This window comes from Bradyrhizobium sp. MV1.5, from assembly GCF_055807615.1.
In genome coordinates this window covers 74013-93256 of record NZ_JBVVPL010000018.1, presented here as the reverse complement: position 1 = coordinate 93256, position 19244 = coordinate 74013, and the positions used below count along the sequence as shown (strand labels likewise).

The following is a 19244-nucleotide window of genomic DNA, read 5'->3' as shown; positions in this document are numbered from 1 at the left end:
GTTTGCCGGCTTGTTGGAGGTAATGATGGCGGGCAAATTTGAATGGCAGTTTAAGTATCGCGATGAAGCAGACGTAAACGCGCCCGCGCCACGCGCGCACGACAAATGCAAGAAGTCCCGGTTTTGCAGGCACTTCTGTAATTCGTCAGATTCGGTTTACCTTGGGATTTTGGGAGAACGATAACCATCGCGCACGGTGAGCGCGTCCTGTTGTGTCCCCGCCCGCTGTCGTCACCAGTATTCCAGAGACAGCAATGGTCTCACGAGAAGCTGCGGCGTACTGGATCGCCCGGTCGGAGCCGGGCGATGACACCGCGGATGGAGAAGCGGCGCGCGAACGGCGTGCAAGTGCGCCGCAGCCTCCCTGCTCAAGCAGGGCGCGCTTATGAAGAAACATGTGGCTGGAAGCTCGACTGCGGCCATCCTTCGAGACGCCCGCCTGCCTCCGGCGGGCCCTCAGGATGAGGATGCGGCAGCTCAACGCAGATGGATGCAGCTGAGCCTCCTCCCGAGGAGGCCGCGAAGCGGTCGTCTCGAAGGACGAGGCGCTCGCCCAGGCGTCGCTGAGACGTCATATACGAGAGCCTGACTGCTCAAGAGCAGAACGGCCACGCCGCGGTCAGATCAGCAATGTCGAGATATGGGAATGCCGGCAATACCCCGGCCTCAAGAGAACGAGGGCGTCGGCGAACACGTCAGGACCAGATTCCACGTTGGCCCGAAGACCGCCTGTGAAATTGCGGAGCCCTTACGGAGAACCGCACCGAACGAAGAAAACTTGTTTCTTCTGCCGGACCGGGCTTAGCGAGCGAACCCGCGAAGAGAACGATCCGACCGTTGACCTGATGTCTCGCCGACACCCTCTATCGTCGACCAGAACCTTTTGAGAGGCGCTGATGACGTGCCGGCTCTCTAGGAGCCGGCAACTTCAAAAAGCGAAGTTACTTCTTCTTGGCGACCTTGCGGGTCTTCTTCGCAGTCTTCTTCACTGCGCTCTTCGCCTTCTTCGCCTTCTTTGCCTTCTTAGCTTTCTTGGCCATGTTGCCCTCCGATGTGTGAGATGGCTTAATCGCTGCATGCAGTCGGGGATCGAGTGCACACTCATCCCGAATACACCAACACAACGAAAAAAACAGCGTCTCGCTTAAAGAAGTGTTGACGCCGAAACGCGCCTGCGCTGGCGAACGCGATGCAAACGGACTGCATGAGGTGTGCTCGCGATCGCAAAGAGTGCCCGCGGCATCGACCGTTGCAAAAGATGCGATTGTAGAAAAACACTATGCAGCAAGTATTTTCTTGCACGCGTGCATCGCGCGCGATCGTTGCAACGATGCATCCTGCCGATCGCGCGAGCGCCTCGCGAAGGCGCTTCGCGGACTCTGAGTCGCGACTTTTGGCAACGAAAATATTTTCATGATTAACGGCGCGAGCGCTCGTCAGAGCGCGTGCAAGTCGCCGTTTTGCGCGAATCGCGTGACGGCGATTCGGTCGGCGTATCGCGTTCGATGCGGATGAAGTTCGTCGCGGAGGATGCGCGCGAGCGTCGCATCGCGAACCGAAAGCGAGGTGACGACGCCTGTCCGTCACCTCGTTCGAACGTGCGAGGTCAGATGCCGAGCTTGGACTTGAGCAGCTCGTTGACGCTCTGCGGGTTGGCCTTGCCGCCGGATGCCTTCATCACCTGGCCGACGAACCAGCCGAGTGATTGCGGCTTGTCCTTGACCTGCGCCGCCTTGTCGGGATTGGCCGCGATGATGTCGTCGACAACCTTTTCGATCGCCGAAAGATCCGTGACCTGCTTCATTCCGCGGCTTTCGACCAGCGCGCGGGGATCGCCGCCCTCCTGCCAGACGATCTCGAACAGATCCTTGGCGATCTTGCCGGAGATGGTCCCCTCGCCGATCAAGTCGATGATTCCCGAGAGCTGTGCGGCATCGACCGGAGAGTCCGTAATATCCCGGCCTTCCTTGTTGAGACGACCGAACAGCTCGTTGATCACCCAGTTCGCGGCGACCTTGCCGTCGCGCGCGCGGTTGGCGAGTTTCTCCAGCACGGTCTCGTAGAACACCGCGCTCTCGCGCTCGGCGACCAGCACGCTGGCGTCGTAGGCCGACAGGCCGAGATCCGCGACGAAGCGCGTCTTCTTCTGGTCCGGCAGCTCAGGCAGATCAGCCTTCAGCTCTTCGACGAAGCTTTGCGAGAACTCCAGCGGCAGCAGGTCGGGATCGGGGAAGTAGCGATAGTCGTGCGCCTCTTCCTTGGACCGCATCGACCGCGTCTCGCCCTTGTTGGGGTCGTAGAGCCGGGTCTCCTGGTCGATCGCACCGCCCTCCTCGAGGATTTCGATCTGGCGCCTGGCCTCGTACTCGATCGCCTGGCCGATGAAGGTGATCGAGTTCATGTTCTTGATCTCGCAGCGGGTGCCCAGCGGCGCGCCGGGCTTGCGCACGGAGACGTTGACGTCGGCGCGCAAGGATCCCTTCTCCATGTCGCCGTCGCAGGTGCCGAGATAGCGCAGGATCGAGCGCAGCTTGGTCACATAGGCCTTGGCCTGCTCGGCATCGCGGATGTCGGGCTTCGACACGATCTCCATCAGCGCCACGCCGCAGCGGTTGAGATCGACATAGGACATGGTCGGCGACTGATCGTGCAGCAATTTGCCGGCGTCCTGTTCCAGGTGCAGCCGCTCGATGCCGATCGTGGCGGTCTTGCCGCCATCCAGCTCGACCACGACCTCGCCTTCGCCGACGATCGGCGACTTGTACTGGCTGATCTGGTAGCCCTGCGGCGAGTCCGGATAGAAATAGTTCTTGCGGTCGAACACCGAGCGCAGATTGATTTGCGCGTTCAGCCCGAGGCCGGTCCGGACAGCCTGCCTGACGCATTCCTCGTTGATGACGGGCAGCATGCCAGGCATCGCCGCGTCGACCAGCGACACATGCGAGTTCGGCTCGCCGCCGAACGCGGTGGAGGCTCCGGAGAACAGCTTCGCGCTCGACGTCACCTGAGCGTGGACCTCCAGGCCGATGACCATCTCCCAGTCACCGGTTGAGCCCTTGAGAAGCTTGTGCGTGGCCGTGCTCATGTCTTGCTCCCGAGCAGCGTGGCAGCGATCCGCTCCCACTCTGCCTGTAATGAACCATTTGCCGTGGGCTGGCCGGCCTGACGGTACCAGTAGCCGGCATTGCCGAGATCACCTTCGACGCGGTGCAGATAGGCGTGCACCCAGGCGGCGTCGCGACCATTGTCGTCCTGAACGATTCTGTGCGCCTGGTCCCAGTCGCCCTTCGCAGCCCACCAGAGACCGGCGAGCGGCGCGTTCAGGTCCGGCGCCGGCGTAGCTCCGCCGAGGCTCGCGATGAAAGCCGCGACATTCACCACCATTTCGCCGGCGTGAAGCGGCCGGCGGCCTGCTCGATCACCTCGCCGAGCGAGAACAGCGTCTCCTCGTCAAAGGGACGGCCGATCAGTTGCAGGCCGAGCGGCAGGCCCTGCGCGTCCTTGCCGGCGGGCACGGCGATGCCCGGCAGGCCCGCCATGTTCACGGTGACCGTGAAAATGTCGTTGAGGTACATCTCGACGGGGTCCGCGCCGCCTTTCTCGCCGATGCCGAAGGCCGCCGACGGCGTCGCCGGCGTCAGGATCGCGTCGACGCCCTTGGCGAAACAGTCCTCAAAGTCCTTCTTGATCAGCGTGCGCACCTTCTGGGCGCGCAAATAATAGGCGTCGTAATAGCCGGCCGAGAGCACGTAGGTCCCGATCATGACGCGGCGCTTCACCTCGGCGCCAAAACCTTCTGCACGGGTGTTCTCGTAGAGTTCGTTGATGTTCCGGCCCTGCTCGCGCAGGCCGAAGCGCACGCCGTCGTAGCGCGCGAGGTTCGAGGACGCCTCCGCCGGGGCCACGATGTAGTAGGCCGGTAGGGCGTATTTGGTGTGCGGCAGAGACACTTCGACGAGCTCGGCGCCGGCCGCTTTCAGCCAGGCCGCGCCCGCTTCCCAAAGCTTTTCGATCTCGGCCGGCATGCCGTCGAGCCGGTATTCCCGGGGAATGCCGATCTTCATGCCCTTCACGGACTTGCCGATCGCAGCCTCGTAGTCCGGCACGGCCATGTCGACGGAGGTCGTGTCCTTCGGATCGTGACCGGCCATCGAGCGCAGCAGCATCGCGGCATCGCGCGTGCTGCGCGCGATCGGACCGGCCTGGTCGAGCGAGGAGGCAAAGGCCACGATGCCCCAGCGCGAGCAGCGGCCATAGGTCGGCTTGATGCCGACGGTCGCGGTGAACGCCGCCGGCTGACGGATCGAGCCGCCGGTGTCGGTCGCGGTCGCGCCCATGCAGAGCAGAGCCGCCACGGCGGAAGCCGAGCCGCCGGACGAGCCGCCCGGCACCAGCGTCGTGTTGGAGCCATCACGCCGCCAGGGATTGCCGACCGGGCCGAAGCACGAGGTCTCGTTCGACGAGCCCATCGCGAACTCATCATTGTTGAGCTTGCCCAGCATCACCGCGCCATCGCGCCACAGCTGCGAGGTAATCGTGGACTCGTAAGTCGGCACGAAATTGCCGAGGATTTTCGAGCACGCCGTGGTGCGCACGCCCTTGGTCGCAAACAGGTCCTTGATGCCGAGCGGAATGCCGGCGAGCGGCCCCGCATCGCCCTTCCCGATCCTGGTGTCCGCTTCGCGCGCCATGGTCCGCGCCTGGTCCGGCGTCTCCATGACGAAAGCATTGAGCACGCGCGCGGCTTCGATCGCGTTCAGATGCGCGTCGGTCAGCTCGAGCGACGTGAAAGTCTTGGCCGCGAGGCCCTTGCGGGCCTCGGCGAGCGTCAGCGATGTCAAATCGGTCATTTATTGATCGGGCTGCAGAAGAACGGAGACAGGGACTTGTCGTTGGCCGGGTCGTCTTGCGTGACGTTTTTCTTGGCGGCCGCTTTCGCAGCCGCCTCGATCTCGTCGAGCACGGCATTGACGGCGACATTGGGATCGGCAGCCTTGCCCTGCCGCTCCATCTTGTCGAGATAGTTCATGTAGGCCTGATAGGCCTTCTCGTCGTCGCAAAGCATGCACATCGGACTTGGTCCTAAGAATTACTCGACCACTTTCGGCACCAGGAAGAAGTGACCCTCGGTCGCGGGCGCGTTGGCAACGATATCGTCGGCGATCTCGCCGTCATTGACCACATCCTGCCGCTTCTTCATCTGCATCGGGGTGACCGAGGTCATGGGCTCCACGCCCTCGACATTGACTTTCGAGAGCTGCTCGACAAAGGCGAGCATGGCATTGAGCTCGCCCTGCAGATGCGGAACCTCGCGCTCGGAAACCGCAATGCGCGCCAGATGCGCGATGCGGCGGACGGTAGCGGCGTCAACGGACATTATATAAGGCCTCTCACGGCAAAACCTATGTGCCGTATAGCAGAGGCCGCTTTTGCGCCGCAACCGGCGGCGGGAATCTAACCAGCCATCTGGCGCAGGCGCGCCAGGGCCGATTTGGCGAGATCGCGGGTCAGTTCGGCCGCCGGGACCTCGCGGCCGAGGGCGATGGCCTGCCCGGCCCAGAGATTTGTGAAATCCACCCTGCCCTGCTTTTCGGCAGCCGCCTTCAGCGGTCCCAGCGCCGTTGCGGCATGGGGAAATGGCGGCGCGTCCGGCGAAATCGGGCCGGCCTCGCGCATCAGGCGGTTCTGGACGCCGCGCGCCGGCCGCCCGGTCATGACATTGGTGATGACGGTGGAATCATCCCGTCCCTCGGCGAGCGCCGCGCGGGCCGCCGCACTGACCTTGGATTCCGGACAGCGCAGATAGGCACTTCCGATCTGCACGCCTGCCGCGCCGAGCGCGAACGCCGCCGCGATGCCGCGGCCATCCGCAACGCCGCCCGCCGCAATCACCGGGACCTTCACCGCGTCGACCACCTGCGGCACCAGCGCAAAGGTGCCGGGCTGTTCCGAGATCTTGTCGGTCAGGAACATGCCGCGATGGCCGCCGGCCTCCGCACCTTGTGCGATCACCGCATCAGCGCCGTGCTGCTCGAGCCAGACCGCTTCCCTCACCGTCGTCGCCGAGGAGATGACGAGACATCCTGCTGCCTTGACCCGCTTGAGCAGCGCGGCCTCCGGCAGGCCGAAATGGAAGCTGACGATCTCCGGCTTCAGCTCCTCCACGACCTCGCAGAAGCCGGCGTCGAACGGCGCGCGGTTTGCGGCATTGATGGGTGCGGCGGGATCGAGGCCTTGCTCATTGTAGTAGCCCGCGAGGCGCTGCTTCCAGCGCGCCTCCGCCTCGGCCGTGAGTTCGACCGGGGTGTGGCAGAAGAAATTCATGTTCACAGGCGCGGAGACGCGCTGCCGGATGATGTTGACCTGCTCGCGCGCCTTCTCCGGCGACAACATCGCGCTCGGCAGCGAGCCGAGCCCCCCGCCTTGCGCAACGGCGATCACCAGCTCCGCGTCCATCACGCCAGCCATCGGCGCTAGCACGATCGGGAATTCGGTCTTGAAGAGATCGATCAGTCGACGGTTCGGCCACATGGTTGTTCTCTCGCAGTTTAGGCGGACACGCTGGAATTCCGCCGGCCGGCTAGCAGTTGCCCGGCCTCGGTCGCGATACGTTCGACGATTTCAGCGGCCGGTGGAATATCATGGATCAGGCCGACCGCCTCACCCGCGATCACCGCGGCGATGTCGAAATTCCCGGCGGCCTTCGCAGCCGCATAGTCGGGCCCGACTGCGGCGACATTCTGCATCAGTTCGACCTCGCGGCCGATCCAGCGTCTGGCGTGATCGTTGACTAGGCACCGGCCGGTAAACGGCGCGGGCCAGACATTGTTGCGGGAGAGATCGAAAATGATGCCCCGCACCGTTGCGCCACTATCTGCCGCGCAGATGCGCCGCTTGGCCTCTTCTGCGCCATCGGCCTCCTGGCTCGCGTAGAAGCGCGTGCCGAGCAGCACGCCGCTTGCACCGAGCATCATCATAGCCGCAAGTCCCCGCCCGTCGGCAATACCGCCGGCCGCCACCACCGGCACACGACCCGCGGCAAGATCGACGATTGCCGGCACGAGATCGATCGTGGTGCGCGAAGCGCCGTGACCGCCGGCCTCCGTCCCCTGTGCGATCAGGACATCGGCGCCCGCATCGAGCGCTTGCCGCGCCATCGTCTCGTCCTGCACCTGGCAAATCAGGCGAGCACCGGCGGATTTGATGCTCGCCGCAAAGGGTGCGGGATCGCCGAACGACAACATGATCGCGGACGGGTCTGCGGCGAGCGCGATATCGAGAAGTTCGGGTCGCTTGGCGAGGCTCCAAGTGATGAAGCCGATCCCGAACGGCGCCTTCATGCCAGCGAGCTTGGCAATCTCCTGCTCCAGCCACTTCCTCTCGCCATAGCCGCCGCCCAGGATGCCGAAGCCGCCGGCGCGGCTCACCGCCGCCACGAGGCGGCTGCCTGCCACGACGTCCATCGGCGCCAGCAGGATCGGATGCTCAATCTCCAATAGCGTGGTCAACGACGTCGCGATCGGCATGGCTCCTCCCAGGTCTGGACACCGAGACTAGGCGCGAATACCATTCTCTAAAATTGAATTCTTGCGAACGCTGCCATCTCAAAAGAGAAACGATATTATGGAACTCAGCGACATCCAGACCTTCGCTGCCGTCGCCCGTACCGGGGGCATCACCCGCGCTGCCGAAGAGCTCAACACGGTGCAGTCGAACGTCACCCAGCGCGTCAAGGCGCTGGAAGCCGAGATCGGCACGCCGCTGTTCGAACGCCATAGCCGCGGCATGACCCTGACCGGCGCGGGCAAGCGCCTCTTGCCCTACGCGCAACGGATGTCCGCACTAGCGCGCGAGGCCGTGCTCGCCGCCTGCGACGACGGCGAGCCCAAGGGACCGCTCGCGATCGGCTCGATGGAAACGACCGCGGCGGTGCGGCTGCCGCCATTGCTCGCGGACTTTCATCGCCGCTTTCCCGCCGTCCGGCTGAGCCTGCGCACCGCGCCCACCGCCGACCTCGTCGCTTGCGTGCTCGAAGGCACGCTCGACGGCGCCTTCGTCGCAGGTCCGATCGCGCATGCAGATCTCACCGCGACAAGCGCGTTCCGCGAAGAGCTGGTGCTGGTCAGCGCGCGGCGCTGGGCCACGCTCGCCGAGCTGCGCGCCGGCACGCCGGAATCCGGTCCAACCGCGCTGGCGTTCCGCACCGGCTGCACCTACCGGCAGCGGCTGGAACAGATCTTTGTCGAGTTCGGCTGGCCGTCGGCCGCACGCTTCGAGCTCGGCACGCTCGACGGCATGATCGGCTGTGTCGCCGCCGACATGGGCGTGACGCTGCTGCCGCGCGCCGTGGTCGAACGCAGTGCGATCAACGGCAGCGTGTCGATCCACGCGCTGAGCCATTCGCACGCGCAGGTCGAGACGCTCTTCATCCAGCGTCGTGCCGCACATCAAACCAGCGCGCTGAACGGGTTTGCCGCCTGCCTCAAGCAAGACGACGAGGTCATCGCGGCCTGAATACCAGCGCGTTCCACCGTGCGAAATTCACTGTCACAAATCTGTCGTACTCGATTCAATCGACGCTGCGCATAGCCGGATGCTGCGTTCAGCTGCCGCAGCATAGCACCGCGAAAAGTTTTGAAGCCCGCGGCTTTTCTACGTTAGGATGAGCGACTGGCCAGCGCGAAATCATAACGAAGCCAAACATCGGCAAAAACATCGGGAGGACTATCGATGCGCAATACGCTCGTGTTGTGCTGTGTCGCCGCGTTGTCTGCGACGATCGAAACAGCAAGCGCCCAGGACTGGACCAAGTCGAAATGGGGACCGAACGACGAGATCGGTGCCGCCAACTACATGACGCCCGAACTCGTGCTGAAGGCTGCATCTCTGGTGAAGACCGGAAAGACCTACGCACTCGGCATTCCCGTTACACCACAAACGCCCGCCTATCCGCCGCGCGCATTCAAGCTCACCATCGTGCAACCCGGACAGGCCGGCATCCCGGGTTTGGGCCCGAACAAGGCCACCTACAATGACGACATCCTCGACACCTGGGTTGGCATCGGCAGCCAGATCGACGGCCTCGGCCATCTCGGCGTCGAGCACGTCTATTACAACGGCAACAAGCTCGCCGACTTCGCCGACCCGAACGGGTTGAAGAAGCTCGGGATCGAGAAGGTCCCGCCGATCGTGACCCGCGGCGTGCTGCTCGACATGGCGGCCTATTACGGCACCGACATCGTGAAGGAAGGTACCGCCTTCAACGTCAAGGAGATCGACGAGGTCGCCAAGAAGCAGGGCGTTGAGATCCGGCAGGGCGACGTCGTCATCTTCCACACCGGCTGGCTCAGCCTGATCGGGAAGGACGACAAGCGCTATTCGGCGGGCGAGCCCGTCTCGGCGTCGAAGGCGCAAAATACCTGACCAGCAAGGGTGTCGTCGCCATCGGTGCCGACACCTGGGCGCTTGAGGTGCTGCCGTTCGAGTCCAAGAACGTGTTCGAGGTGCACCAGATCCTGCTCGCGATGAACGGGACCTACATTCTCGAGAACATGGATACGGCCGCGCTCGCCCGGGACAAGGGCTATGAATTCCTGTTCGTGCTGGGCCAGCCGCGCTGGACCGGCGGCGTGCAGGCAATGATCAACCCGATCGCAATCCGTTGATCCGATACCGGGCGAGGAGCCTGCAGTCCGCAGATGCCCTCGCCCGGCCTATCTCTCCGGCCTGAGATGCCACCGCCGCAGCGCCACGACGGCCCAGATCGCCTCGACCACGCCGAACGGCCAGGCCCCTTGCAGGAAGCCGTAAGCCGAACCGAGCACGCAGGACATTGCGAACAGCAGCACGAACCAGTGGCTGCGGTCTTCCAGAGCGTAAGTGACCAGCATGGCTGTCACGGCGAACAAGCCGAATAATGTCAGCGCATCCATGTTCCGGGTTCACTCCGTAGCGCGACGCGTGATATGCGCTAACACCATGCCGGCTCTTATCCTGCCTCTCGTCGATGCTGCAACCCACTGGCCCGAACGCGGCGGGTTGGTCGGCCTTGATCTCGGTACCAAGACCATCGGCGTTGCCGTGTCCAATCCGGACCGCCGGTTGGCGACCGGAGTCGAGACGATCCAGCGCAAGGCGTTCAAGCAGGATGCCGCTCGGCTGCTCGCGATTGCCAGTGAACGCAAGGCCGTCGGCTTCGTGCTCGGCCTGCCCATCAACATGGACGGCAGCGAGGGCCCGCGCGCGCAATCCACCCGGGCCTTTGCCCGCAACCTCGCCGGCCTGACCGCGCTGCCGATCGGCCTCTGGGACGAGCGCCTGTCGACCGCCGCGGTCGAGCGCGAACTGATCGGCATGGACGTCAGCCGCGCCAAGCGCGCCGAAGTGATCGACGAGCACGCCGCGATCTTCATCCTGCAAGGCGCGCTCGACCGCCTCGCCAATCTGCGCGCAGCCCCGGGGCCTGACTGATCCATGGCCGTCGTGATCGCGGCGCTCCTCCCCGTCTTTATCCTGATCGTGCTTGGCGTGGTGCTGAAGCGCACGCTGATGCGGCTCGATACGCAATGGAACGGGCTGGAGCGGCTGACCTATTTCGTGCTGTTTCCGATGCTGCTGATCCAGACGCTGGTGAAGGCCGACCTGTCCAGGGTCCCGGTCGCAGGCGTCGGCGGCGCGCTGCTGCTCTCGGCGCTCGCGATGTCGCTGCTCTGCCTCGCGCTCCGCCCGGCCCTGTCGCGGCTCGATATCGACGGCCCCGCCTTCACCTCGATCTTCCAGGGCGCGATCCGCTGGCAGACCTATGTGGCGCTGTCCGTCTCCGCCAATATGTTCGGCGAGGTCGGGCTGGCGCTCGCCTCCGTTGCGATGGTGGCGATCATTCCGCTGGTCAACGTCCTCAGCGTCGCGGTGCTCGCCCACTACGCAGCGCCGGAGAAGCAATCCGCGCGCACCGTTGTCATGACGGTTGTCCGCAATCCCCTGATCTGGGCCTGCGTGATCGGGCTCGTCGTCAACGTCATCCATCTGCCCCTGCCGAAGATCTGGCATGAGGTGGCGGACGCACTTGGCCGCTCCTCGCTCGCCATCGGCCTGCTCGTCACCGGCGCCGGCCTGCATCTTGAAGGCCTGCTGCGCCCCAGCACGGGTGCCGCTATCGGCGTGGTGTTCAAGCTGGTGCTGATGCCCGTGATCGCGCTGGTGCTCGCCGTCTGGTTCGGACTGTCCGGCGACAGCCTCGCGATCGTCGCGATCTGTGCCGCGGTGCCGACCTCGACCAGCGCCTATGTGCTGGCCCGCCAGATGGGCGGCGATGCACCGCTACTGGCGCAGATCATCACGCTGCAGACGATTTTGGCGGCGATCACCATGCCGATCGCGATCGCGCTGGTGGCCTAGAACTCGTCATTGCGAGGAGCTCTTGCGACGAAGCAATCCAGACACTGTCTCCGCCGAAAGATTCTGGATTGCTTCGCTTCGCTCGCAATGACGGAGTATGGGGCCTCAGCTCCCCAACCACATCGTCAGCACCACCGCCGTCAGATTGTTCAGCGCATGCAGCACGATCGTGAGCCACAGTGAGTTGCTGCGATAGCGCATGTAGCCGAACCAGAGGCCGATGGAGAAGACCTCGGCGAGGAAATACAGGTCGTATTGCAGGTGCACGACCGTCCACACCAGCGACGAGAGGATGATCGCGCCGGGGACGCGCAGGAAGCTCGCCGACCAGCCGCGGTAGAGAAAGCCGCGCGCCAAAACCTCTTCGGACATCGGCGCCGCCACGCTGAAGGCGAACAGCAGCATCACGGCGGCGCCCTTGTCACGGCCGGATTTCAACAGATCGGTCATGAAGCCCGGCGTCGCCTCGCGGCCGAGACTCCGCGACATCGTCTCCCAGGCCACCACGATCAGGATCAGCCCGACGGCGCCGAACAGGAGTTGCTTCCAGGACGGCCAATAGAACGCGAGATAGTCGACGAAGGAGGCCTTCTTGATGCGGATCGCCAGCCACACGGCGACCAGCGTCGCCGGCAGGCCCATCGTGACCGACAACGCGAGCGACGCCGGCTCGCCGCCGACGTGCTGCATCGACGCGAGGTCGATGGGGTCGCGGGCGACCCAGACCAGATAGACGATGGCCCCGATCTGCCCGACGAACATGGCTGCGAAGATAGCGATGCCCCACAGTGCCGTGCCCCAGAATTTCCAGACCCGCGGTGGCGCCGGCGTCTCGGTGAGCGGAGGCTGATCGGGATTGAGAGAGTCCATTAAAGCGCTTTCGTTAGGAAGGCTCACGGCAGCGCCCGCTCCAGCAGCGCGCGTACATCGCCGCTCTCGAGATCGACCGCGCCGTACATGCTGGCGTGGTTCGTGGCGAGGCGCGTGGCGGCGAACAGTTCGGCTTGACGCGGTGACACGCCGTTGAGGGCGGCGGCGGCCGCAAGCAGCGCCAGCTTCTCGACCGCAAGGCGCGCGACGCGTTCGCCGTCCGAGCGTCGGAAAGTCTTGCCGATGAACGAGACGGCATCACCTGCCCCTGGCAGACCGTTCGTTTCGGCAGCAAGCGCTTGCAGCACCGCCATCGCCGCCTCCGGCTCGCGCGAGAGCGCACGCAGCACGTCGAGGCACATGACGTTGCCCGAACCTTCCCAGATCGCGTTGACCGGCGCCTCCCGGTAGTGCCGCGCCAGAATGCCGTCCTCGACATAGCCGTTGCCGCCGAGGCATTCCATGGCTTCGTAGAGGAACGGCGGCGCGCTCTTGCAGGTCCAGTATTTGATCGCAGGCGTCAGCAGCCGCATGTAGGCGGCCTCCGCCGGATCGTGCGGCGTCCGATCGAAGGCGCGGCAGAGCCGCATCACCAAGGCTGTGCTTGCTTCGACGTGCAAGGCCATGTCGGAGAGCACGGCCTGGATCAAGGGCTGATCGGCCAGATGTTTCTGGAACACGCTGCGGTGCCGGGCGTGATGCAGCGCGTGGGCGAGCCCCGAGCGCATCAGGCCAACCGAGGCGATCGCGCAATCCTGCCGGGTGAGTTGCACCATCTGGATGATGGTGCGGATGCCCTTGCCCTCGTCGCCGACGGCTTCCGCATAGGCACCGACGAACTCGACCTCGGACGACGCATTGGAGCGGTTGCCGAGCTTGTCCTTCAGCCGCTGGAACTGGATCGCGTTCACCGACGCATCCGGCGCGAAGCGCGGCATGAAGAAACAGGTCAGTCCCTGGTCGGCCTGGGCCAGCACAAGGAAGGCGTCGCACATCGGCGCCGACATGAACCATTTGTGGCCGGTGATGCGGTAGGCATCGCCGTCGCGCACCGCGCGCGTCATGTTGGCGCGCACGTCGGTGCCGCCCTGCTTCTCGGTCATGCCCATGCCGAGCGTCATGCCGCGCTTCTCCCACCACGGCGCGAAGGTGGGATCGTAGCTTTTCGTCGACAGCACCGGCATCACCCTGGCGAGCAGATCAGGCTGCATCGCCAGCGCCGCCACGGAGGCGCGCGTCATCGTGATCGGGCAGAGATGGCCGGTCTCGACCTGCGCGGCCATGTAGAATTTTGCCGCGCGGACGACCTCGGCGGCATCGCCCGCGGGTCTTCCATCCGCGGTCCAGGTCGAATTGTGCACGCCGGCCCGGGCGCTGTGAGCCATCAGTTCATGATAGGCCGGATGAAACTCGACCTGGTCGCGCCGATTGCCCTTGGCATCGAAGCTGCGCAGCTTCGGCGTGTTCTCGTTTGCGGCGCACCCCCGGTCGGCCATCGCAGCCGAGCCCCAATGCTTGCCGAACTCGGATAGTTCCCGCTCCGCAGCCGCGCCGCCATTGGTCCTGACCGCCGCGACCAGCGGCTGGTCCACGGCGAACAGATCGACGTCCTCGAACGGCGGTGACTGGTTGAAGACCTCGTGGGTCGCGAAGCTGGGCTGGGTCATCTCGTGTCCTCGGCGCGGAATCAGTTCCGCCGGGGCTGGATCGGGAAATCATAGGCCGCCCCTCCCGCCCCCGGCAGTGAAAAGTGCCACCACTCCTTCGCATAGTTCACAAAGCCTTGCCTCGCCATCGCTGCCACGAGCCGCTTGCGCCAGGCGCGCTGGTCCGGACTGATCGACGGTGCGGCGGTGTGCCCTTTCACGTCGGTGCAGTCATAGCCGGTGCCCATGTCGACGCTGCCCTCGGGCGGGCGCGACTCGACCGGCGCGGTACAGTCGGCGTAGGCCTTTGACGGGTCGTATTTGCCTGAATTGTCGGCCTTGAGATCGACCAGCGTGAGGTCGAGCGCAGCACCCGTCGAATGCTGCGAGCGGCTTGCGATGTAGCCGAGGCGGAACAGCTCGGTCTTGGGAATTTTGGGATTGTAGCGCCGCTCGGCGGCGGTCTCGTGGCCGTTCTGCGACCACTTGACCATGTCGAGCGAGGCCCGCGCCGGCCGGTAGCAGTCGAACATCTTCAGCGAGAGATTTTGCGCCGCCAGTTCCTGCTGCACCGCCTTCAGCCGCAGGCCCACCTCCCGCTTCACCACGCATTCGCCGGCGCCGTAGCCGGCGAGCGGACGGCCGACGAAATTGTTCGCGGTGGCGTAGCGGATGTCCTGGATGATGCTGGGGTCGATGTCGCGCAAATAGACGAAACCGCCGGGCAATGTCTGTGCCCGCACCGGCGCGAGGGCTGACGTCGCAAGCAGCCCAATAAGCGCTGCGCGCGCCGCGATCCCAGTCTTTGCGGTCATTGCACCGTATCCGAGTTGACCAGAAGTTTTGTGATCGCGGTATCCGTGTATTTATTGCCGGCCCAGACGTCGTCGATGATGAATTTCAGCCAAAAGGCGGCTATTGGCGAGCGCAATCCCAGCAGCTGCGCCGACAGCTTGTCGTCGAGGATGAAGATCTGCGACTCGCCGCCGGAGAACAACACGCGGAGCTGGCGAACCCTGTTGTTCTTGGCAAATATGTCGGGGCTCTTCTGGTAGCCGTTCTGCACATGGATCGATTTGACCCGCCGCAGGGTTTCGAACTCGACCGTGACCCATTCGCCAATACCGTTGCCTGGCGCGCCCTCGACCCAGGCCGTCCCCGTCGAGGCGTCAAACAGGTTCGTCGCGCCGTATGAATTGCCGAATTGCGGCTTTAGCATCGAACTGACGCAATAAGTTTCAAAGCCGCTGCGGGCGCAGCTTTCACCAGGCGCGGAAGGGCGCGGTGGACGCATGGTCGCGCGCTCCGCGACCGCAGGCCCGGCCTGCGGCTTCACCAGCATGCCCGCCACTGGCCGCTCCGACGACAGCGGCGCCCAGAGATAGATGCGCCCGCCGAGGGTCTGGTCGTAATAGGCCGGTGTTTGCTCGTGCGGCGCGGGTTGGCCGCCGCCATCGGTCGCCATCAGCGCTAGAGCTGCCACGCGTTCGCGCACCTCAACCGCGAGATCTCCGAGATGCAGCTCGGGCCGTTTCAGCTGCTCGACGAATATCCGCGTGAACACCGAATTATGAGCCGTGTCGTTGCTACCGAGCTGGTCGAGCGCGGTTTGGCCGATCCCCGCCGAATAGAGTGTGAATATCCCGCGCGCGGGCCGGGCATCAGCGAGCCCTCGTGTGTTCCCGATCGAACGACCCGCGGCGCGCGGAAACGGATTGTCACGACAGGCATCGATGACGACGAAGGCCACGCGCACCGACTTCGCCTGGAGCTCCGCGATCACATCGGGCTCCGCGATTGAGGCGCCGCGCACCCGCGCTTCAGCGCCCTCGGTGACAGCAGGCACATCGCTCGGCACGAGGTAGTTCACACCGGCGATCGCAACGCCATGCCCCGCATAAAACACGGCAGCGGTATCGCCCGGCTCGAGCCGCGCGGTGAAATCCGCGAGCCGGTCGATCATGCCCTGGCGGCCGAGGTTGGTCCCCAGCACGATCTCAAAACGGAGTGATCGCAGCGCATCCGCGATGGTGGTTGCGTCATTGGTCGCCTTCTTCAATTGACGGTCCGGCGGGAGCTTAGGATAGAGGTCGTTGCCGATCACGAGCGCCACGCGCTTCTCCGCCAGCGCCGGTGTCGCCACGCCGACAAGCCAAACCGCCGCCAGCGCAGCAGCATTGCGCACCAGTCGATTAAAATACCGCATGCCCGTCATGCTCCGGCCCGTGACGCAACGAATGGCGCGAGTCTAGCGCAAAGCGGTAGCCCCGAACACGGGCGGGCGGAGCCCTCCCTCCGGCAAGTGTCGGGGGATAACTCCCCGCCCGGGCTTTGGCCCTTGCCCCCCCGGCCATCCCCGCCTATAGCTCTCGCTTTAATGACATCGAAATCGACCTTCGTCCTCGGCCACCGGCATTTGCTGGGCATCGAGGGCCTTTCCGCGGCCGACATCACCGGCCTCCTCGACCTGTCCGAAGAATATGTCGAGCTCAACCGCCAGGTTGACAAGAAGCGCACCGTCCTGCGTGGACGGACGCAGGTGAACCTCTTCTTCGAGGCGTCCACCCGGACCCAATCCTCGTTCGAGCTCGCCGGTAAACGGCTGGGCGCCGACGTCATGAACATGTCGGTGTCCTCCTCATCCATCAAAAAAGGCGAGACGCTGGTCGACACCGCCATGACGCTCAACGCCATGCACCCGGATATCCTGGTGGTGCGCCATCACGCCTCGGGCGCGGTGGAACTGCTGGCCCGCAAGGTCGACGGTTCCGTGATCAACGCCGGCGACGGCGCGCATGAGCATCCGACGCAAGCCCTGCTCGATGCGCTGACCATCCGCCGCAACAAGGGCCGGCTCGAAGGCCTCGTGGTCGCGATCTGCGGCGACGTGCTGCATTCGCGCGTCGCCCGCTCCAACATCATCCTGCTCAACGCGATGGGCGCCCGCGTCCGCGTCGTCGGCCCCTCCACGCTGCTGCCGCCCGGCATCGAGCGGATGGGCGTCGAGGTCGCGCGCGACATGCGCGAGGGGCTCAACGGTGCCGACATCGTGATGATGTTGCGGCTCCAGCGCGAGCGCATGAACGGCTCTTTCGTGCCGTCGACCTCCGAGTATTTCCATTATTTCGGGCTGGACCAGAAGAAGCTCGCCTACGCCAAGCCAGACGCCCTCGTCATGCATCCCGGCCCCATGAACCGCGGCGTCGAGATCGACACTGCGGTTGCTGACGGCGCGCAGTCCCTGATCCGCGAACAGGTGGAAATGGGCGTGGCCGTGCGCATGGCGGTGCTGGAAGCGCTCGCCCGCAACCTGCCGAACGCGTGATGCTCATGTTGACCGACCGCCGACCCATCCTGCTTGCCAACGCCCGCGTCGTCGACCCCAGCAGGGATTTCGACGGCCCCGGCGATGTCCTGATTGCCGACGGCATCATCCGGGAGGCCCGCCGCGGCATTGGCGCTGCCGGCGTCCCCGAGGGCACCGACGTCGTCAACTGCGCCGGCAAGATCGTCGCACCCGGCCTGATCGACATGCGCGCCTTCGTCGGCGAGCCCGGCTTCAGCCATCGCGAGACCTTTGCCTCCGCGAGCCAGGCGGCTGCGACCGGCGGCATCACCACCATCATCTGCCAGCCCGATACCTTGCCGGTGATCGACAATTCGGCGACGGTGGACTTCGTGATGCGTCGCGCCCGTGACACCGCCATCGTCAACATCCAGCCGATGGCGGCGCTGACCAAGGGCATGCGCGGCGAGGAGATGACCGAGTTCGGCCTGCTCAAGGCGGCCGGCGCGATCGCCTTCAGCGACTGCGACAAGAGCGTGATCAATGCGCAGGTGATGCGCCGCGCCTTGACCTACGCGCGCGATTTCGACGCGCTGATCGTGCACTACACCGAGGATCGCGATCTCGTCGGCGAAGGCGTGATGAACGAGGGCGAGTTCGCCTCGCGGCTCGGCCTGATGGGCATCCCGAACGCGGCGGAGGCCGTGATGCTGGAGCGCGACATGCGCCTGGTCGCGCTCACCGGCGGTCGCTATCACGCGGCCTCACTGACCTGCATCGAGTCGCTCGACGTGCTCAAGCGCGCCCGCGACGCCGGCCTCGCCGTGACCGCCTCGGCCTCGATCAACCACCTTGCGCTGAACGAGAACGACATCGGCCCTTACCGTTCGTTCCTGAAGCTGTCGCCGCCGCTGCGCACCGAGGACGACCGCCGCGCGCTGGTCGCCGCCGTCGCCTCCGGCCTCGTCGACGTCATCATGTCCGACCACAATCCGCAGGACGTCGAGGTCAAGCGCCTGCCTTTCGCGGAAGCAGCCCCGGGCGCCATCGGCCTGGAGACCATGCTCCCGGCGGGCCTTCGCCTCGTGCACAATGATGAGCTGGACCTCAAGACGCTGATCCGGGCGATGTCGACCCGGCCGGCCGAGATTTTGGGCTTGCCTGGCGGAACCCTGCGCACGGGCAGCCCCGCCGACGTCATCGTGATCGACCCCGATGTGCCCTGGGTGGTCGATCCCGCCGACCTCAAATCGCCCTGCAAGAATACCCCGTTCGACGAGGCCCGCTTTACAGGCCGCGTGGTGCGCACCATTGTCGGCGGACGGACGGTGTACGAGCATGTCTGACGTGCGGAGCTGCAGCCAGGGAATTTGCAGACATGGCGCTTGAATTGTTTCTGCCGGTGGCTTTCGCCATTGGCTACCTGCTCGGCTCGATTCCGTTCGGGCTGATCCTGACCAGGCTCGGCGGCACCCAGGACATCCGCTCGATCGGCTCCGGCAGCATCGGCGCCACCAATGTGCTGCGCACGGGGCGCAAGGGCCTTGCCGCCGCGACCCTGCTGTTCGACGCGCTCAAGGGCACCGTGGCGGTGGTGATCGCCGGCTACATCGCCGGTCCCAATGCCGCGATGCTGGCCGGGCTTGGCGCTTTCCTCGGCCATCTCTTCCCGGTCTGGCTCAAGTTCAAAGGCGGCAAAGGCGTCGCCGTCTATATCGGCATCATGCTCGGGCTGTTCTGGCCGGCCGCGGTGGTGTTCTGCCTGCTCTGGTTGGCGACTGCCTTTACCGCCCGCTATTCCTCGCTCTCGGCCCTGGTGGCCTCGTTCATCACCCCGCTGTTCCTGTTATGGTTCGGCCAACCCGCGCTCGCCGCGCTGGCGGCGGTGCTGACGCTGCTGTTGTTCTACGCTCATCGCGAGAACATCAAGCGGCTGCAATCGGGCAAGGAAAGCCGCATCGGCGAGAAGGCATAAGCCGGGAATCCACGGATACCGCGGCACCCCTTCTGCGTTATATCGCAAATGGTGTTCGCAACTTGCAGCC

18 protein-coding genes and 1 pseudogene are annotated in these 19244 nt (G+C 64.9%); 7 read left to right on the top strand and 12 right to left on the bottom strand.

Annotated elements, in window-relative coordinates:
- Positions 1-1606 precede the first annotated feature (1606 nt).
- From gatB to AC0L2J_RS18650, 7 genes are all read right to left on the bottom strand, one after another.
- On the bottom strand, positions 1607-3085 hold the full coding sequence (gene gatB, locus AC0L2J_RS18680; protein WP_063996068.1) for an Asp-tRNA(Asn)/Glu-tRNA(Gln) amidotransferase subunit GatB: 1479 nt from the start codon (positions 3083-3085) through the stop codon (positions 1607-1609).
- Positions 3082-3384, bottom strand: coding sequence for a hypothetical protein (locus AC0L2J_RS18675; RefSeq protein WP_473392928.1), 303 nt, complete (start codon positions 3382-3384; stop codon positions 3082-3084). The genes gatB and AC0L2J_RS18675 overlap by 4 nt, the downstream gene beginning before the upstream one ends.
- Positions 3375-4850, bottom strand: coding sequence for an Asp-tRNA(Asn)/Glu-tRNA(Gln) amidotransferase subunit GatA (gene gatA, locus AC0L2J_RS18670; protein ID WP_473392924.1), 1476 nt, complete (start codon positions 4848-4850; stop codon positions 3375-3377). The genes AC0L2J_RS18675 and gatA overlap by 10 nt, the downstream gene beginning before the upstream one ends.
- Positions 4847-5071, bottom strand: a complete 225-nt coding sequence (locus AC0L2J_RS18665; protein WP_473248009.1) for a hypothetical protein — start codon at positions 5069-5071, stop codon at positions 4847-4849. The genes gatA and AC0L2J_RS18665 overlap by 4 nt, the downstream gene beginning before the upstream one ends.
- Positions 5072-5089: 18 nt before the next feature.
- Positions 5090-5377 (bottom strand): Asp-tRNA(Asn)/Glu-tRNA(Gln) amidotransferase subunit GatC, encoded by a 288-nt coding sequence (gene gatC, locus AC0L2J_RS18660; RefSeq protein WP_473392920.1) that lies wholly within the window; start codon positions 5375-5377, stop codon positions 5090-5092.
- A 77-nt stretch (positions 5378-5454) separates the two neighbouring features.
- Positions 5455-6531 (bottom strand): NAD(P)H-dependent flavin oxidoreductase, encoded by a 1077-nt coding sequence (locus tag AC0L2J_RS18655; protein WP_473392916.1) that lies wholly within the window; start codon positions 6529-6531, stop codon positions 5455-5457.
- Positions 6532-6548: 17 nt separating this feature from the next.
- A complete protein-coding gene (locus AC0L2J_RS18650) occupies positions 6549-7526 on the bottom strand; it encodes an NAD(P)H-dependent flavin oxidoreductase (protein WP_473392912.1) in 978 nt (325 codons plus the stop codon).
- 97 nt (positions 7527-7623) lie between these two features.
- On the opposite strand from AC0L2J_RS18650, the gene AC0L2J_RS18645 reads away from it, so the two are divergent.
- Together AC0L2J_RS18645 and AC0L2J_RS18640 are read left to right on the top strand one after the other, a co-directional pair.
- Complete coding sequence (locus tag AC0L2J_RS18645; RefSeq protein WP_473392908.1) at positions 7624-8514, top strand: LysR substrate-binding domain-containing protein; 891 nt, start codon at positions 7624-7626, stop codon at positions 8512-8514.
- A gap of 216 nt (positions 8515-8730) precedes the next feature.
- Positions 8731-9665 (top strand): annotated as a pseudogene (locus AC0L2J_RS18640) (cyclase family protein).
- Positions 9666-9713: 48 nt separating this feature from the next.
- On the opposite strand, the gene AC0L2J_RS18635 reads toward AC0L2J_RS18640, so the two are convergent.
- On the bottom strand, positions 9714-9932 hold the full coding sequence (locus AC0L2J_RS18635; RefSeq protein WP_007611216.1) for a hypothetical protein: 219 nt from the start codon (positions 9930-9932) through the stop codon (positions 9714-9716).
- Between the two features lie 46 nt (positions 9933-9978).
- Here AC0L2J_RS18635 and ruvX point away from each other — a divergent pair, with 46 nt between their 5' ends.
- Positions 9979-10470, top strand: coding sequence for a Holliday junction resolvase RuvX (ruvX, locus tag AC0L2J_RS18630; RefSeq protein WP_007603328.1), 492 nt, complete (start codon positions 9979-9981; stop codon positions 10468-10470).
- Positions 10471-10473: 3 nt separating this feature from the next.
- Positions 10474-11397, top strand: a complete 924-nt coding sequence (locus AC0L2J_RS18625; RefSeq protein ID WP_473392904.1) for an AEC family transporter — start codon at positions 10474-10476, stop codon at positions 11395-11397.
- Between the two features lie 105 nt (positions 11398-11502).
- Here AC0L2J_RS18625 and AC0L2J_RS18620 read toward each other — a convergent pair whose 3' ends face one another.
- From AC0L2J_RS18620 to AC0L2J_RS18605, 4 genes are read right to left on the bottom strand one after another with little or no spacing between them, the layout of a single operon-like run.
- Entirely contained in the window at positions 11503-12267 is a 765-nt protein-coding gene (locus tag AC0L2J_RS18620) for a CPBP family intramembrane glutamic endopeptidase (RefSeq protein ID WP_063996061.1), read from the bottom strand.
- 23 nt (positions 12268-12290) lie between these two features.
- Complete coding sequence (locus AC0L2J_RS18615) at positions 12291-13934, bottom strand: acyl-CoA dehydrogenase family protein (protein ID WP_473392897.1); 1644 nt, start codon at positions 13932-13934, stop codon at positions 12291-12293.
- Positions 13935-13954: 20 nt separating this feature from the next.
- The gene (locus AC0L2J_RS18610; protein ID WP_007611220.1) at positions 13955-14728 is read right to left on the bottom strand and encodes a M15 family metallopeptidase; all 774 of its coding nucleotides are present in this window, start codon (positions 14726-14728) and stop codon (positions 13955-13957) included.
- Positions 14725-16119 carry a caspase family protein gene (locus AC0L2J_RS18605; protein WP_473392891.1) on the bottom strand — a complete coding sequence of 465 codons (1395 nt, stop codon included), beginning with the start codon at positions 16117-16119 and terminating at the stop codon, positions 14725-14727. The genes AC0L2J_RS18610 and AC0L2J_RS18605 overlap by 4 nt, the downstream gene beginning before the upstream one ends.
- Before the next feature lie 171 nt (positions 16120-16290).
- On the opposite strand from AC0L2J_RS18605, the gene AC0L2J_RS18600 reads away from it, so the two are divergent.
- From AC0L2J_RS18600 to plsY, 3 genes are read left to right on the top strand one after another with little or no spacing between them, the layout of a single operon-like run.
- Positions 16291-17238: an aspartate carbamoyltransferase catalytic subunit gene (locus tag AC0L2J_RS18600; protein WP_007603315.1), complete on the top strand. Its 948-nt coding sequence runs from the start codon at positions 16291-16293 to the stop codon at positions 17236-17238.
- Between the two features lie 5 nt (positions 17239-17243).
- On the top strand, positions 17244-18545 hold the full coding sequence (locus AC0L2J_RS18595; protein WP_035974174.1) for a dihydroorotase: 1302 nt from the start codon (positions 17244-17246) through the stop codon (positions 18543-18545).
- 32 nt (positions 18546-18577) lie between these two features.
- Positions 18578-19174 (top strand): glycerol-3-phosphate 1-O-acyltransferase PlsY, encoded by a 597-nt coding sequence (gene plsY / locus AC0L2J_RS18590; protein ID WP_007611223.1) that lies wholly within the window; start codon positions 18578-18580, stop codon positions 19172-19174.
- Positions 19175-19244 lie beyond the last annotated feature (70 nt).

What these genes read in the sequence shown, in the direction of transcription:
- AC0L2J_RS18665 (WP_473248009.1), bottom strand. Translation starts at nt 5,071, where the DNA reads ATGTGCATGCTTTGCGACGACGAGAAGGCCTATCAGGCCTACATGAAC.
- AC0L2J_RS18605 (WP_473392891.1), bottom strand. Translation starts at nt 16,119, where the DNA reads ATGCGGTATTTTAATCGACTGGTGCGCAATGCTGCTGCGCTGGCGGCG.
- AC0L2J_RS18635 (WP_007611216.1), bottom strand. Translation starts at nt 9,932, where the DNA reads ATGGATGCGCTGACATTATTCGGCTTGTTCGCCGTGACAGCCATGCTG.
- gatC (WP_473392920.1), bottom strand. Translation starts at nt 5,377, where the DNA reads ATGTCCGTTGACGCCGCTACCGTCCGCCGCATCGCGCATCTGGCGCGC.
- AC0L2J_RS18595 (WP_035974174.1), top strand. Translation starts at nt 17,244, where the DNA reads ATGTTGACCGACCGCCGACCCATCCTGCTTGCCAACGCCCGCGTCGTC.
- AC0L2J_RS18655 (WP_473392916.1), bottom strand. Translation starts at nt 6,531, where the DNA reads ATGTGGCCGAACCGTCGACTGATCGATCTCTTCAAGACCGAATTCCCG.
- ruvX (WP_007603328.1), top strand. Translation starts at nt 9,979, where the DNA reads ATGCCGGCTCTTATCCTGCCTCTCGTCGATGCTGCAACCCACTGGCCC.
- AC0L2J_RS18650 (WP_473392912.1), bottom strand. Translation starts at nt 7,526, where the DNA reads ATGCCGATCGCGACGTCGTTGACCACGCTATTGGAGATTGAGCATCCG.
- AC0L2J_RS18615 (WP_473392897.1), bottom strand. Translation starts at nt 13,934, where the DNA reads ATGACCCAGCCCAGCTTCGCGACCCACGAGGTCTTCAACCAGTCACCG.
- gatA (WP_473392924.1), bottom strand. Translation starts at nt 4,850, where the DNA reads ATGACCGATTTGACATCGCTGACGCTCGCCGAGGCCCGCAAGGGCCTC.
- AC0L2J_RS18645 (WP_473392908.1), top strand. Translation starts at nt 7,624, where the DNA reads ATGGAACTCAGCGACATCCAGACCTTCGCTGCCGTCGCCCGTACCGGG.
- AC0L2J_RS18610 (WP_007611220.1), bottom strand. Translation starts at nt 14,728, where the DNA reads ATGACCGCAAAGACTGGGATCGCGGCGCGCGCAGCGCTTATTGGGCTG.
- AC0L2J_RS18625 (WP_473392904.1), top strand. Translation starts at nt 10,474, where the DNA reads ATGGCCGTCGTGATCGCGGCGCTCCTCCCCGTCTTTATCCTGATCGTG.
- AC0L2J_RS18620 (WP_063996061.1), bottom strand. Translation starts at nt 12,267, where the DNA reads ATGGACTCTCTCAATCCCGATCAGCCTCCGCTCACCGAGACGCCGGCG.
- plsY (WP_007611223.1), top strand. Translation starts at nt 18,578, where the DNA reads ATGGCGCTTGAATTGTTTCTGCCGGTGGCTTTCGCCATTGGCTACCTG.
- AC0L2J_RS18675 (WP_473392928.1), bottom strand. Translation starts at nt 3,384, where the DNA reads ATGGTGGTGAATGTCGCGGCTTTCATCGCGAGCCTCGGCGGAGCTACG.
- AC0L2J_RS18600 (WP_007603315.1), top strand. Translation starts at nt 16,291, where the DNA reads ATGACATCGAAATCGACCTTCGTCCTCGGCCACCGGCATTTGCTGGGC.
- gatB (WP_063996068.1), bottom strand. Translation starts at nt 3,085, where the DNA reads ATGAGCACGGCCACGCACAAGCTTCTCAAGGGCTCAACCGGTGACTGG.